This window comes from Rugosimonospora acidiphila, assembly GCF_039543385.1.
Classification (GTDB): domain Bacteria; phylum Actinomycetota; class Actinomycetes; order Mycobacteriales; family Micromonosporaceae; genus Rugosimonospora; species Rugosimonospora acidiphila.
In genome coordinates this window covers 532525-546080 of record NZ_BAABJQ010000002.1, presented here as the reverse complement: position 1 = coordinate 546080, position 13556 = coordinate 532525, and the positions used below count along the sequence as shown (strand labels likewise).

At 68.1% G+C, this 13556-nt stretch carries 14 protein-coding genes and 1 pseudogene; 6 read left to right on the top strand and 9 right to left on the bottom strand.

The features are described 5' to 3' along the window. Window positions 1–117: 117 nt before the first annotated feature. A complete protein-coding gene (locus ABEA87_RS05110) occupies window positions 118–885 on the bottom strand; it encodes a hypothetical protein (protein ID WP_345626497.1) in 768 nt (255 codons plus the stop codon). Window positions 886–1227: 342 nt separating this feature from the next. Here ABEA87_RS05110 and ABEA87_RS05105 point away from each other — a divergent pair, with 342 nt between their 5' ends. Beyond that, window positions 1228–1533 (top strand): hypothetical protein, encoded by a 306-nt coding sequence (locus ABEA87_RS05105; protein WP_345626495.1) that lies wholly within the window; start codon window positions 1228–1230, stop codon window positions 1531–1533. Between the two features lie 184 nt (window positions 1534–1717). Next, window positions 1718–1897, top strand: a pseudogene (locus ABEA87_RS05100) (hypothetical protein); the annotation flags it as partial. 298 nt (window positions 1898–2195) lie between these two features. On the opposite strand, the gene ABEA87_RS05095 reads toward ABEA87_RS05100, so the two are convergent. After that, window positions 2196–2504: a hypothetical protein gene (locus ABEA87_RS05095; RefSeq protein WP_345626493.1), complete on the bottom strand. Its 309-nt coding sequence runs from the start codon at window positions 2502–2504 to the stop codon at window positions 2196–2198. 16 nt (window positions 2505–2520) lie between these two features. Between ABEA87_RS05095 and ABEA87_RS05090 the strand changes: the two genes are divergently transcribed. Further along, a complete protein-coding gene (locus ABEA87_RS05090) occupies window positions 2521–3243 on the top strand; it encodes a hypothetical protein (RefSeq protein WP_345626491.1) in 723 nt (240 codons plus the stop codon). A 226-nt stretch (window positions 3244–3469) separates the two neighbouring features. Here ABEA87_RS05090 and ABEA87_RS05085 read toward each other — a convergent pair whose 3' ends face one another. Further along, complete coding sequence (locus tag ABEA87_RS05085; protein WP_345626490.1) at window positions 3470–6844, bottom strand: S8 family serine peptidase; 3375 nt, start codon at window positions 6842–6844, stop codon at window positions 3470–3472. 747 nt (window positions 6845–7591) lie between these two features. Between ABEA87_RS05085 and ABEA87_RS05080 the strand changes: the two genes are divergently transcribed. After that, window positions 7592–8248, top strand: a complete 657-nt coding sequence (locus ABEA87_RS05080) for an HAD family hydrolase (RefSeq protein ID WP_345626488.1) — start codon at window positions 7592–7594, stop codon at window positions 8246–8248. Here the strand turns inward: ABEA87_RS05080 and ABEA87_RS05075 are convergent. The 6 genes from ABEA87_RS05075 to ABEA87_RS05050 form a co-directional block, all read right to left on the bottom strand. Beyond that, complete coding sequence (locus ABEA87_RS05075) at window positions 8245–8580, bottom strand: hypothetical protein (RefSeq protein ID WP_345626486.1); 336 nt, start codon at window positions 8578–8580, stop codon at window positions 8245–8247. The two genes, ABEA87_RS05080 and ABEA87_RS05075, sit on opposite strands and share 4 nt — an antisense overlap. Before the next feature lie 104 nt (window positions 8581–8684). Continuing rightward, window positions 8685–9263, bottom strand: a complete 579-nt coding sequence (locus tag ABEA87_RS05070; RefSeq protein WP_345626484.1) for a hypothetical protein — start codon at window positions 9261–9263, stop codon at window positions 8685–8687. Window positions 9264–9289: 26 nt separating this feature from the next. After that, window positions 9290–9556 (bottom strand): YbaB/EbfC family nucleoid-associated protein, encoded by a 267-nt coding sequence (locus tag ABEA87_RS05065; protein ID WP_345626482.1) that lies wholly within the window; start codon window positions 9554–9556, stop codon window positions 9290–9292. Between the two features lie 247 nt (window positions 9557–9803). Beyond that, entirely contained in the window at window positions 9804–10109 is a 306-nt protein-coding gene (locus ABEA87_RS05060; RefSeq protein ID WP_345626480.1) for an MFS transporter, read from the bottom strand. Window positions 10110–10479: 370 nt separating this feature from the next. Beyond that, window positions 10480–11232 carry an AraC family transcriptional regulator gene (locus ABEA87_RS05055; RefSeq protein WP_345626478.1) on the bottom strand — a complete coding sequence of 251 codons (753 nt, stop codon included), beginning with the start codon at window positions 11230–11232 and terminating at the stop codon, window positions 10480–10482. 46 nt (window positions 11233–11278) lie between these two features. Then, window positions 11279–11581 (bottom strand): putative quinol monooxygenase, encoded by a 303-nt coding sequence (locus ABEA87_RS05050; RefSeq protein WP_345626476.1) that lies wholly within the window; start codon window positions 11579–11581, stop codon window positions 11279–11281. A gap of 340 nt (window positions 11582–11921) precedes the next feature. Here ABEA87_RS05050 and ABEA87_RS05045 point away from each other — a divergent pair, with 340 nt between their 5' ends. Then, complete coding sequence (locus ABEA87_RS05045; protein WP_345626474.1) at window positions 11922–12395, top strand: carboxymuconolactone decarboxylase family protein; 474 nt, start codon at window positions 11922–11924, stop codon at window positions 12393–12395. A 147-nt stretch (window positions 12396–12542) separates the two neighbouring features. Further along, window positions 12543–13466, top strand: a complete 924-nt coding sequence (locus ABEA87_RS05040) for an RNA polymerase sigma-70 factor (RefSeq protein ID WP_345626473.1) — start codon at window positions 12543–12545, stop codon at window positions 13464–13466. Window positions 13467–13556 lie beyond the last annotated feature (90 nt).

Genomic DNA, 13556 nt, shown 5'->3' with positions numbered 1-13556 from the left:
GTGGTCTGGCCACCGGCGGTGGCCGCCGAGCCGCGCCGGCCCGACCGGACGGTGCCCGGCCGCGTGGCACCGCGTGAGGCGCGCGCCCGCGGCCGGATCGCCGCCCGGTCAACGGTTCTAATGGTTGTACTGGAACCAGGGCTGGGTCCAGCCGAGGTACGGCTTGCCCCACGAATTCTCGATCTGTGCGATGGTCGTCTCGGTCAGCGTGCCGTCGCCGTGGATGTCGCTGGATACGAACTTCCCGCCACCGATGGAGATCATGACGTGGCCGGCGCCACCGCCGAAGAAGGCGAGCCCGCCGGCGGGTACGGTGCGGTCGCCCGCGTGCTTGTACTTCGCCGGTACCGCCTGCCAGTGCGCCAGCGCCGTGGTGGAGCCGCTGGCCGGGAACCCGTACGCCAGAGCCATCACGTGGTCGCAGCGGTTGTAGTAGTCGGCGTGGTACGCGGTCGTCTCGTGGGACTTGGCCCAGGACACGGCCGCCGCACAGCCGTTCGGGTCGGCCAGGCCCGCCGCCGAGCACGCCTGGCCCGCGCCGCAGGCTGGCGCCACGGTGCCGTCGGAGCCGGTGTAGACGTACGTGTCGCTGACGTACCCGGTCGAGATCTTGTCCCAGATGTTGCTCTTCCCGTACGTGCCGGTGACCGTGTCGCCGGTGGTCTGGCAGCTGAAGTTGACGGTCGCGCCGTTGGCGACCGAACCGACCGCGGCGGAGGTGGTGTGCGGCCCGGAGCGTACGGTCAGCGACGCCCCGGCGGTGTGCACGGTACCGGTGGCCGCGACCGCCGGACCGGCGAAGATGACCACCGCGGCCACAGTGCCGGTGAGCACGGCGCCGGTGAGCTGGAGCGCGCGACGCGGCAGATTCCTGTCAGGGTTCATGGGCTCCCGTCCCTCGTGAGGATTTCCGGGCAGCATACCGATCGATAGAAATGTAAGACTTGATCGACTAGTGGCGTTGGCGTGAACGAGTTCAAACATCTCGTCGCCGGCCGGGGCACCGCACGTGCCGTGGCCCGATGGCACACACGGCACGAGTTGTGCGTCGTACCACATCGCACTCGCCTGCCCTTATGTCCGTCACTGTTGGCAGCCTGATCCACGACCGAACCACTGTGGGCCCAAGTACGAGCAGAGCTTCGTCAAAATGGGAGGGCACCAAGGGCGCTATGGCAGCCGCTGCCCTTCGAGGGGTCGTGGTTCCCCGATGCCTTCATCGGCTCGATGGGCGCGCTGCTGCGCTTCCTCGAAGGCTCGCTGCCTCACCTCCCGACCGGCATCGAGGACGTCGTGCGCACGATGGCGGTCGTCGAGGCCGGGTACGCATCGAGCGCTCGCGGTGGCGTACCACTGCCGAAGCTGGATGCCGAGGTGTGGCCGGTGACCGACGTCTGTCCACTCCTGATAGGCGGCCGGGAGCGGCTGGTATCGACGAGCCATGACCGCATGGTCCGGGTCAGACCCGGATCCGTGGATAGGAATGCGGGGCCGCGTCGTGTGAACGAACGGGCGCCTTGCCGGCAGGGATGACTGGGTTTATCGAGGGCTCAAGTCATGGCGGCAGGCGTCGGTCGACGATCGGGCCCTGCTCGCGACGATGGTATACCTGGTGCAGGCGGGCTGCTCGTGGGCGAAGTTGCCGGCGGTGATACTCAGCGTGAGCCGGTCCACGACGCATCGGCGGGATCGCGACAAGCATATCTGGACCGACGGTGACGACGTGGTGCGCGCGCTGGGCGGTGCCGGTGAGATTGTGGCGAGACCGGGCGAGATCGGACCCGCGTTGCGCAGCGCGTTCGATGCCTCGGTACCGTACATGGTCAACATGATGACTGATCCGGCCGACGCGTACCCTCGCTCGTCCAACCTCGCCCGACCCCCGGAGCATTCGTGACTCAACCCCCCGGCCAAGAAAACTCCAGCCAGGTTCCCCCGCCGTACCCCCCGACCGACTCACAGCCCGACTACGCGACCCCGCCCGGGCAGGCCACGCCCCCTGGGCAGGTCGCTCCGCCCGCGGGGTGGCAGCCCTCGCAGTGGGCTCCGTCGGCGCCGACCGCGGGATCGGTGCCGCCGCCGGTGCCGGGGTCGCAGCCCGGTTACGCGACACCGCCCGCCGGCTGGGCCCCGTCCTCGGGCCCGGTGCCGCCGGTGACCTCGACTCCGCCGATGGCGCCGGGGTCGCAGCCCGGTTACGCGACATCGCCCGCCGGCTGGCCCCCGTCCTCGGGCCCGGTGCCGCCAGTGAGTTCGGCGCCGCCCACCTCGGCGCCGCCCACCATGCCGGCGCCTGTCAACGCGCCCATGCCGCCCCCGGGGTCGATGCCGCCCGGCGCGGCGTACCAGCCCGGCGCGCCATACCAGCCCGGTGCGCCATACCAGCCCGGGTGGCAGAGCGCGCCCGGTGGTCCGTACCAGCCTGGCGGTCCGTTTCCGCCCGGCGGTCCGTTCCCGCCCGGCATGCCGGCGCCGCAGCGGTCCTCCAAGACGCCGATCGTCATCGCGATTGTCGCGGTGGTGGTGGTTCTGCTCCTGGGCGGCGGGATCACCGCCGCGGTCCTGGTCCACAAGGGCAGTGGCGACGGCGGCGGATCGCCGCTCGCCGGCCCGTCCTCGACCTCGTCTTCGTCCGGGTCCGGGTCGTCGTCCGGGTCCGGGTCGTCGTCCGGATCCTCTTCGACGGTCTACCACAAGCTGCCGGCGTGCGACGCCTTCCCCGCGTCGATCATGAAATCGCTGGTGCCGCAGGGTGTGAAGACCGACGACAAGCCTGACACGTCGGACGACACGTACTACGAGCAGACCGACTGCGAGTGGGACAACATCGACGCCGATACGAGCGCGGATCGGTTGGTGGGCATCGACCTGTACGCCTTCGCCGACGGCACTGATCCGGCGATCGAGGAGGCGCAGAACGCGCTCTCGGACGACGAGTCGCAATCCAAGCAGGACGCCGGTACGACGGACGACGACGGCTCCACCTACGGTTCCGTCGCGGCAGTGTCCGGCCTGGGCGAAGGGGCGTTCTCCCAGAACGTCACTGTCAAGAGCGACGACATCACGCACGGCGGGACCGAGCTCGGCATGCGGGTGGGCAACGTACTCGTGGAGCTCGTCGTCGACGGGGACGAAGACAACCAGTCCAAGGCGATGGATCCGGACGAGGCCAGTCAGGGAGCGCAGAAGATCGGCAAGGCCGTGATCGGCTGGCTGAACTCCTGCAGCAACTGCACCGGCTGACCGAGAACCACCCAGGGAACCTCCGGCCGGGATGTGGCTCGTCGAAGCCCATCCCGTCCGGAGGTTCCCGCGCCTCATGCTGGTGCTAGCCCCCTGGCCGAGCCGGCGGATCGATGGAACAGCCGGTGGGTGGGCCCACCGTGAGACGCCGGGTTACCGGCCGGCACGAGCGGCGGGCGCCGGGTACCCGATGGAGGGTGGCCCGGCGCCCGCTTTTATCTCGAAGTTACTTCACGCTGTACGCGTGGATGATGGTCTGCTCCACCGTGTTGCCCGCCGAATCGGTCGCGCTGGCGCGCAGCGACACGAACCCACCGGCGGGCTGGTTGACCGTGGCGGTCCAGTCGTTCTTGGACTCACGCAACGCGACTGGCCGCCAGGTCTGGCCGTCGTTGTAGGACACGTCGACGCGCAGCTTGCGTATTTTGGCCGAGGTACTGCCGAGCTGATGCGCCACGGCGACCGGAATGGTGAATCGGCCGGCCGGCGCCCGGTTGCTGGGGTCCAGCTTCGGAGTGAACCGCACCGCCATCACCGGCAGCGGTGCGAACCCGGTACCGCTGACGTGTCCGGAGCGGAATGTCCACGCCGCCGTGACCGTGCTGCTCAACCCGCTGAATCCGGACCGGGTCGCTTGGGTCTGCACCCGGTACTGTGCGGTGTCCGCCGGTAGCGTGAACTCGCCACCGGGGGCCGGTTGCTGGGCGAGCTGGACTCCGTTGCGGTACACGGTGATGAGCCCGGAGTCGTACGCCGACCCTCCGCTGTGGCCGGACGCGTCGCTGAACAGTGCGGGATCCACGATGAGTTCGTCGCCCTGACGGGTGACGAAGTCGAACGGGAGGGACGGCGTCGGGAAGGCCGGACCGAACGGGCCGTTGTTCCACCGCTCCTGGTACTTCCGGTTGGGCTGATAGGTCGCGGCCGAGGTGAGCGCCGCGTCGGTGAGCGGGAAGCCGTCCGGTCCGGTCGTTCCGGTGTCGAGCTCGTTGTTCCAACTCGCCTTGTTGAGGTACCGGGTGAGGGTGCTCGGCAGGGTCACCGGAATCGCCGCGGACCAGGCGCCGGTGCCTAACGGGGACTCGGCGTACTCGAACAGGTAGTTCGCGTCGTCGCCCGGCTGCACGGCCGCGAACTCGCTACGCACCGTCGCCAGGTCCTTCTTGGCGTAGTGCTTGACGAACCCGGTGGGCAGCCCGCCGGCCGGGAACTCGCCGACCGCGTAGACGTAGGGGGTGCCGGCGGCGCTACCGTCCGCGTTTGCTTTGACGAACTGGCTGGCGATGGCGCCCCGTAGCTCGGTCGGCGGAAGGCTCGGCCCCACCTGCGCGGTGGTGATGCCGTCGAAGGTTTCACCCAACGCACCCACGCCTATCGACGTGGTCGACGTGACATGGTCGTACCCGACGAAGCACAGGTACGCCGTGGCCGTGGGGTCGGGTACCGTCAGGTCGATCGGCTTGGTGATCCGGGCGTCGAGCGTGACATGGGTGTCACCGGTGAGGTTGAGCCCCGGCTCGGCGACCATCGCCAGGTCTGGATACTGCCCGCCGTTATCGGTGTAGATGGCGGACTCGAGGTCGTAATGCCCCTTGGGCAGCCGCAGCGTCACGGTCCCCGACGGGTCGTACGGGAAGTCCAGGAGACCCGTGTTGGCCGGATCGGTACCGATCAACTGGGCGGCGTTGTCCGTGGAGGCCGCGCCCTTGCCGTCCACGAAGCTGATGGTCAGGTTGTAGCTCTCCACCTCCTTGTCCACGCCGACCGGGGTGCTGACCTGCGTCCCGCCGGCAGCGGTGGCCAGCAGTTCGCCGGAGTACCGGCCGTCCGGCCCGGAGCCCCGGGTGTCCGCGGTGAGCGTGACCTGCGCCTGCCCGCCCGCCGGTACCGTGACCTGGTTGGCGTCCAAGGTGAACATGCCGGCGACCGGTGCGGTGTCGTCCGGGCCGGTGACGTTCAGGGCGAGGTTCAGCGTGACCTCGGCGGTACCCGCGTTGTGGTAGGTGACGGTCTTGTTGACCGGCTGGTCGTCGTTGTGCGGCCACCGCTGCAGGCCCAGCGACACGCTGGCCGGGTCGCTGGTGACCGTCTGGCCGATCGCCCGGCGGACGTCGACCCGGCCGGCACCCTGTTCGTACGCGGTCAGGTCCGGGTTCGGCTTGGCCGAGGCCATCAGGGCCGCCTTGAACTGCGCGGCGCTCCATTCCGGATGCTGCTGGGCGAGCAGCGCGACCGCACCGGTGACATGCGGGGTGGCCATCGAGGTGCCGGACAGCTTCACGTACGAGTCGCCGACGGGCTCGCCGAGTTCGGTGCCGGCCGCCCTCGCCGCGATGATGTCCACGCCGGGCGCGGTGATGTCCGGCTTGAGCGCCGAGTCACCGACGCGCGGGCCGCGGCTGGAGAAGTCCGCGAGCTGATCCTTGCTGTCCACCGCACCGACGGTCAACGCGGCGTCGGCGCTGCCCGGTGACTCAACGGTGCCGTCGGCCCCGTCGTTGCCGGCGGCGATGACAAACAGCGTGCCGTACTGCGCCGTCAGGTCGTTGACCGCCTGCTCCAGCGGATCGACGCCGGGTAGGTCGCCGCCGCCGATGCTGATGTTGACCACCTTCGCGTGCTCGTCGGCGGCGGCCCACTGCATGCCGGCCAGGATCGCCGAGTCGTCGCAGAAATCGGACTCGCACACCTTGCCGTCCGCCAGCTTCGCGTCCGGGGCTACGCCCTTGTACTGGCCGCCGGAGGCGGCGCCGGTACCGGCGATGATGGACGCCACGTGGGTACCGTGCCCGAAGGTGTCGGTCGGGCTCGGGTCGGCGGAGAAGTTCTGCTCGGCGACCACCTTGCCGGCCAGGTCGGGATGCGTGGTGTCGATGCCGCCATCGAGCACCGCCACCGTGACCCCGGCACCCGTGTACCCGGCCTGCCACGCGGCCGGCGCACCGATCTGCTGATCGCTCACATCGTCGAGCAGCTTGCGCTGGCCGTCCAGCCAGATCCGGGCGATGCCGGGTGCGACGTCCGGATGCGCGGTACCGGCCCCGCTGACCAGGCTTGGCCACAAGGCGTTCGTCGAGTCCTTGGTCGCCACCACGGCGGCACCGTTGACCGCTGGCAGATTCCGGGTGACCCGGGCACCGTGCGCGTCGACCGCGGCGGGCCGGGCGGTACCCGCCTGGTACTCGACGATCAGCGGCAAGGTATCCCGCCCGGCGTCGTCGTACCCGAACCGCACCAGCGCCGACACGTTGAACAACTGTCGGTCCAGCTTGCCCGACTGCACCAGCGTCACCGCGTCCTGCGGAATGACATACACATCCCCGCCGACCCGGTTGGTCAGGAACGTCAGGTGCTCACGCCCCTTGGCCGGTGCCACCCGCACATCCTGCGAACCGGGCCGCGTCACCGTGACCCGGTCGCCGGTCAGCAGCGTCACTGTCGCCGGCTTGGCGGTGCCCTCGGATGCCGCCTTCCCGCTCACGCCGGTGCTGGTGCTGGTGCCGGTGCTCGACGCACCCGGCCCGGCCCACGTTGCCTGGCCGGAACCGAGCATCAGCCCGGCCACGAGTATCGCGATCGAAAATTTCCGTCGTGCCCTCAACCCCGTACCTCCCGTAAGGCGTCTTACCCGTATGGAGTGACCACGAGCGCGGTGCGGAACTCCGCGGCCGAGCCTCAGCCGAACCCGGCAACCAACTCAAATTAATAGATGTATGGAAATTAAGCAAAATTCATTGGTCGATCGCGGGAGGTTCCCGCCCCATGATCGCGATCATGGGGTCCTGCGATACGCCGCGTTCAGTACCGAGCCGGCCGGCGGCACGCAGCCATCCCGCCGGCGACTGTTCCACCGAGTGGCCGGCCTGGTCGGGATCTCCACCGCGGCGCGGGCCACCACATCGGAAGCTACGCCAACAGTCGGTTCGAGGCTGATTTTCGGTATCGCTCAGCGTGGCGCGACAGTGATGAGGCGAACCGGGGATCAGTCGTCTTGCGCGAGGCCGCGCACGAGCGCGGAGCGGGTCGGTGGGGTGGGTCGAGGCGTGAGCGCACAGAGGGGATCGTGGCGACGATCCTAGGACGATTTGGGAGTTGTGGCGTGTGCTTATGAACGGGTACTCGCTGCCGGGGTGCGCCGGCGGGAGCGATGGCACGAGTCCTCTGCCCGGGCGGGTCATCCTGTCGACGACCTGGGCGAACCTGCGTGAGCATGCCGCTGGGCCACGGGACTACTGGGGTCGCCATGGACCAACTGACGATTGGCGACAAGGCTGGAGCCAGCGTGCACCCGTACATATTGGCGAGGGGACTGGTGGCTGAGGCGATAGGCGTACGAAAGAATCGGTGCATGATCTCGGCAGTGTTCTTCGACGTGGGCGAGACGATCGTGGACGAGTCTCGGGAGTACGGGACCTGGGCGGACTGGCTGGGCGTGCCTCGGCACACCTTCTCTGCCGTGTTTGGTGCGGTGATCGCTCGTGGCCTTCACTACCGGGAGGCCTTCCAGGTTTTCCGGCCCGGCTTCGACCTCGCCGCCGAGCGAGAGCGCCGGGCCACCGCCGGCCAGCCCGAGTCGTTCACCGAGGAGAACCTGTACCCCGACGCCCGCCCGTGCCTCGTCGCCCTTCGCGAACAGGGCCTGCTCGTCGGTCTGTCGGGCAATCAGACCGCCCGAGCCGAAACCATCCTGCGCGCACTCGACCTACCGGTCGACGTTATCGGCACCTCGGACGGCTGGGGCGTAGAGAAGCCGACAGCCGCGTTCTTCGATCGGATCGTGGTCGAGGCTGGTTGCCCAGCGGGCCAGGTGCTGTACGTCGGTGACCGGCTGGACAACGACGTCCGGCCGGCGCAGGCGGCTGGGATGGCTACCGGGCTGGTACGCCGAGGCCCGTGGGGGTACATCCTCGAGGACCCGGACGTGTCGTCGCGCTGCCTGTTTCGGATCGACTCTCTTGCTGAGCTGCCGGAGTTGGTCCGCACGCACAACGAGCCGACGAACTAACTCCCGGGCAGTACGGCACGGCTCGTCGCGGCCAGGGCTGCGATCCGCCCATCGAGCTGGTGCCCGTGCTGGCTGTCGGCCAGTGCCCCGCGTACCGATTGGACGTGGGTGAGGCCGGTGCCGTACCAGTCGGTGTTCAATGCGTCGAGGGCGGCGTATCCGGCGAAGCCGTTGAGCCGGCCGACGTCGTAGAAGTCGGGCCACTCTGGCGGCGTGCCGTCGCCGTCGATCGCGGTCAGGGCGAGGTCGATCTGGTGCCGGCTCGCGGCTCCGTTGCTGGCGTGTGCGTCCACCTCCGACGCGACGCAGTGCAGCCAGGATCGGACCGTCACCCACCCTTGTGGCGATGTGGCCACGACAGGCAGCCGCCGGATGGCCTCCTCATACCGATCGAGAAAGGTCTGCACATGCCCCCCGTTTCTTCGCGGGTAGGTTGTCAGATCGCGTCGGCGACCGCATCGGCGAGGCTTGTCGCGTCATCCTGGAGCAGTCGTTGGAACTCGTCCTTGGCCTGACCGTTCGGCTTCGCGTCGATCCGAACAGCGACGACCGCTGACTTGTGAACGACGGCCGCACCAGCGATGCTGCCGTCCAACGTGGTGGTGTAGCAGCTGCTGCGAGTTATCGGGCTGCCACTGGTTGCCGGGTTTTCCATGCAGAAACCCGTAATCTCAGATTTCGCGGTCTCGCCGAGCACGTCGGCCTGATTGTGGCCATCGCCGGTGGCCAGGAGGTGCGCGCTGTCGAGCCAGATTTGTACTTGTAGCTGGGTTCTGCCGTCGCGAGCGAGGCCGAGGACGGGGCACATCGAGCTGTTCTGTCGCGCGTCGCTCCCTTGGGCCTCCGCGTCGTCGATGCCGGGGAACCTGGCCTGTGGCTGGACGAGGACATTCGAGGGGATCGCGCGGACGATCGTCTGACAGTCGGGAAACCGCTGAAGCGGCGGGGTGTCCGGCTTGCTGCACGCTCCCGCGCCGAGCGCCGGTAGCACGGCTAGGCAGCCGTACAGCGCCACCCGGGAGGATCGAAGTGAACGGGCTCTCACTCGTTGTCCTCCGTGATCCCGGCAGCCTTCTCCCAGGCCTTGGTCGCTGCTTGCCGGTAGGCCGTCATGGCGATCCGGATGGCCGCGTTGACCTGGCGCTCGAACGATTCCTTCGTGTGAGTCCGTAGGCTTCCCCTCGCGATGAAGACCTCGATCTTGGCGGGCGCGCCGTGCGTGGTGATGGTGACGGTTTTGTCCAAGGACGACGCGCTGACTCTGAGATCTTGTAACCGATCGTGAAGTTCCGCCACCCGATCCTCCACGTGCACCCGAATGCTAACTCCGGCGAACTTGAAGCATTGAAGCGCCCAACTCAGGAGATGTTATGCGAAGTCGTCGTTCGGATACTCCAACTGTCCGACTCGCGATTTAGTTACCTCCGCACTGCGCATGCGCGGCCAACGCGCCGGGTTCGGCGACTCCTTTACTCGGGTGGTTTACGCACCGAGTGACCTGGGCCGACGTGCGTGAGCACGCTGCTGGCCACCGGAGGAGGCGGAATAGGCATCGTCACCCGGAAGCCGTGCCGATGGTGCACATGCTGGGCGCCGCGGTAGCCACGGCCGTGATGACCAGCATGGCGACGCTCAATGTCCAGAGCGTCGTGGCCGTGCCGACCGCTCCGGTGAGGAAACCGCCGGTGAGTGAGCCCAGAGGGATGCAGGCCCACGCGACCAGCTTGCCCGCGCCGCGTACCCGGCCGAGCAGCTTGTCGGGTGTGAGCCGATACATTTCAGCAACAAGTGCCACGTTGAAGGCGGGTGTCGCGAGCGCACCGAACCCGTACGCGGCCCCCGGCCACCACGGGTTGGGCATGAAGACCAGCGCAAAGGTGTGAATGACGTAGAACCACGAACCGACAAGGATGATCTGTCGGGCAGTCGGGCTGCTCGTCGCGCGGCGCTTGGAACGCCGAGCGGATCAGCAGTAACGCCACGAACGACAGGGCGTAGGTGGACGCGTCGAACAAGAATGGTGCGGCCGCCGCGACTGCGAACAGTATCCCGCCCAAGGGCTGGCCGAGAAGCTCCGACGCCTGTGTCCTCGCCTGGTTCTGGGCTATGGCAGTGGGCGACTGCTCGTCGCGTCGTTGCTTGCCGTGTTCAAGCCGTGGATCAGCGCCAGCTACTCCAGGCCCCCTCAGCATCTGAAACACGGCTCTAGGTGTGTCCTACCGTCTCGGCGGTCAGGGCCGAAAGCTGGCCCGGTACTCCGTTGGCGTGCGGCCGGTCAGCTCCCTGAATGCGGCGTTGAACGCCGACAGTGAGGTGTACCCGACCATGAATGCGATTGTGGTTACCGGGGTGTCTCCCGCGGCGAGCTCCTCGATCGCACCCAACACCCGCATTCGGCGCAGGACCGCGCGCCAGGTCATGCCGGTCTCGTCCTCAAAGCGCCGTGCCAGCGACCGCGGCGCGAGGCCAACTTCGTCTGCCACGTCCTCGAACCGGACCTCACCGCCGAGCTGCTGCTCGGTCAGCTCAAGGGCCCGGCGCAGTTCCGGTGATCGCCCCGCCGGCACGACGACCGGGCTCGGCTGCTGGGCGAGCCGCCAGGTCACCGCGGCGAGCGCGGCGAACAGCGTCTCCGCGTACGCCGTGAGGGGCTCGTCGCACTCGCCCCACGTGCGGCACTCGGTCAGCAGTGCGCGTGCCAGCGGGTTGAGGTCGAATACGGTCAAGGGTGCTGGCGGGGCCGGAGTGAATCCGGTATCGAACAGGACCGACGCGGTCGTGACCGGCCGCGGGATGCTCACCCGGATCGGTCGGCCCGCCTCGATCAGGGCGGCCCGTGCCGGCGGCAGCAACCATGCCTGACCCTGCGCCTCCAGCCGGAGGGTCCCGGCGGAGGCGCAGAGCAGGTAGTGGCGCTCCACACACAGGTCGCGAGCGAACTCCGGCGCGAACGTGCGGACGAAGCTGTACGCCTTGTGGGTCATCGACGGCCTCGCACGGGCCGATTCTAGAAGTTCGTCGTGATCCCGGTTACGCCACCGTCTCCAGCAGGTCGGCGCGAAAGCGTCGGCTCACCGGCGCTGCGATCATCATCGGCCGGATCACCTCGCCGAATTGCGCGAAGGAATCCGACCTCAGGTAGGCGGCGAACGAAGCCTCGTCGTTCCACTCGTGCACTATGGTGACCGCGGTGTCGTCCTCACGCGCGCCGTAGATCCGGAAAGCGATGTTGCCCGGCATGGCGCGTACCCGATTACCCTGCCCGTCGAGTTGGGCGAGGGCATTGGCCCGGTCGGTGGCAGCGGTCTTGAAGTCGACGATCGCGATGAACACGAGGACCTCCTGAATATGGCGGCGACGGCCGCGGATTGGATAGCTCGATCCTCCGGCCGCGAGCGGCCAGCCCGCCTCTGCCAGTCGGACGCGTTCACGCTCCCAGCGGACACGCCCGCTCTTCACCTGGATCCAGACAACCGCCACAGCAGCCAAGAACGCCCACGATTCGGCACGTCCGGACGTCCTCGCACCCGCGGCACGGTCGATGACTATCGAGAGCGATTTGGGGCGTCAGCGTCGGTGAGCACTGTCTGCGGCAGATCCATCCTTCATGTCACAGGGGGTCGGGGTATCCCGTCTCGTGGGTGTAGGCACGACGACCACGGAGGAGCGCACGATGGACCCGCGATTGAACTACTTCGCCGACCCGACCGCCGGCAAGGCCCTCAAGCACTTGATGTCGTTGGGCCGGGAGCTCAAGAACTCGTCGTTGCCGACCGCCACGCAGGAACTGGTGGCGCTTCGCATCAGTCAGATCAACGGCTGCGCTGTGTGCATCGACATGCACACCAAGGAGGCCGCCGCTGCCGGCGAGGCCTCGGTGCGGCTGAACCTGGTCGCGGCCTGGCGGGAGGCCACGGTCTTCACCGAGGCCGAGCGTGCCGCGTTGGAGTTGGCGGAGCAGGGGACCCGCGTCGCGGACGCGGCCGGTGGTGTCAGCGACGAAGTGTGGGCGAACGCCGCCAAGCACTACGACGAAGGGCAGCTCATGACCCTGGTGATCCTGGTGTCCCTCATGAACACGGTGAACCGGTTGAATATCATTACCCGGCAGCCGGCCGGCAACTATGAGCCTGGGCAGTTCCACTGAACGGCATCATCAACGGGCTCGAGTTTCGGCTGCGGGCTCCGGGCCCTCGGGTTCGGGGGATTACTCGGGCTGCCGGTCGTTCGTGTCAGGAGATGCCTGTGCCGGCGAGTACGGCCGGGTGAAAGGGCTTCGGGGAGGGGATCCGACGTGAGCAAGGTCGAAGAGTTCGAGGACCTGCGACCGCTGCTGTTTTCGATCGCCTATCGGATCCTGGGCAGTGTGGGGGAGGCCGAGGATGCGGTGCAGGAGACCTGGCTGCGTTTTGACGGCTCGGTGACCGTTCCCACGTCGACCAAGGCTTTTCTGTCGGCCGTGGTGACGCGGATCTCGATCGATGTCCTGCGCTCCGCGCGGGTTCGGCGGGAGGAGTACGTGGGCCCGTGGTTTCCCGAGCCGTTGCTGAGCGATCCGTATCAGGATCCGGCGCGGTCGGTGGAACTGGCCGACTCGGTGTCGATGGCGGCGTTGCTGCTGCTGGAGCGGCTGAGCCCGCTGGAGCGGGCGGTGTTTGTGCTGCGGGACGTGTTCGCCTTCGGGTTCGACGAAATCTCCGTGGCGGTGGGGCGTTCGGAGTCGGCATGCCGGCAGCTGCTGGTGCGGGCGCGGCGGCATATGCAGGACGGGCGGCCGCGGTTCGAAGCGGACCGTCGGGAGCGGCAGAAGCTGGCGACGCGGTTCTTCGACGCGCTGAAGAATGGCGATGTGAGCAGGCTGCGGGACCTGCTAGCCGCCGATGTGCGGTTGGTCGGGGACGGCGGCGGCAAGGCTCCGCAGTTGGCCAAGGCCATCATGGGTGCGGAAAATGTGGCGCGGGTCCTGACCAGCGTCTTCCCGTGGCTGATCCGGATCGACGTGTCACTCGAGTCGCACGAGGTTAACGGTGAGCCCGGCGCGATCTTCCGCGACCGGGACGGAAGGGTGCTCTATGTTCTGGCCCTCGATGTGCTCGGCGGGCAGATTCAGGCCATCCGCGCGGTGATCAACCCCGACAAGATCGGCCATATCGGGTCGGTCGCCGACGCCTGGGCGATTGACCGCGAGGTGAGGCAGGCCCGTCGGCAGTCGAGCTGACACCCGCCTCGTGGTCGCTCTCGGCGATCCGAAGCCAGGCATCCGCATTGACACCATCGTCTACCGATCCAGCGGCATCAACAAGAAACT

What these genes read in the sequence shown, in the direction of transcription:
- ABEA87_RS05055 (WP_345626478.1), bottom strand. Translation starts at nt 11,232, where the DNA reads ATGACCCACAAGGCGTACAGCTTCGTCCGCACGTTCGCGCCGGAGTTC.
- ABEA87_RS05105 (WP_345626495.1), top strand. Translation starts at nt 1,228, where the DNA reads ATGGGCGCGCTGCTGCGCTTCCTCGAAGGCTCGCTGCCTCACCTCCCG.
- ABEA87_RS05060 (WP_345626480.1), bottom strand. Translation starts at nt 10,109, where the DNA reads ATGCCCAACCCGTGGTGGCCGGGGGCCGCGTACGGGTTCGGTGCGCTC.
- ABEA87_RS05045 (WP_345626474.1), top strand. Translation starts at nt 11,922, where the DNA reads ATGGACCCGCGATTGAACTACTTCGCCGACCCGACCGCCGGCAAGGCC.
- ABEA87_RS05095 (WP_345626493.1), bottom strand. Translation starts at nt 2,504, where the DNA reads ATGACGATCGGCGTCTTGGAGGACCGCTGCGGCGCCGGCATGCCGGGC.
- ABEA87_RS05080 (WP_345626488.1), top strand. Translation starts at nt 7,592, where the DNA reads ATGATCTCGGCAGTGTTCTTCGACGTGGGCGAGACGATCGTGGACGAG.
- ABEA87_RS05110 (WP_345626497.1), bottom strand. Translation starts at nt 885, where the DNA reads ATGAACCCTGACAGGAATCTGCCGCGTCGCGCGCTCCAGCTCACCGGC.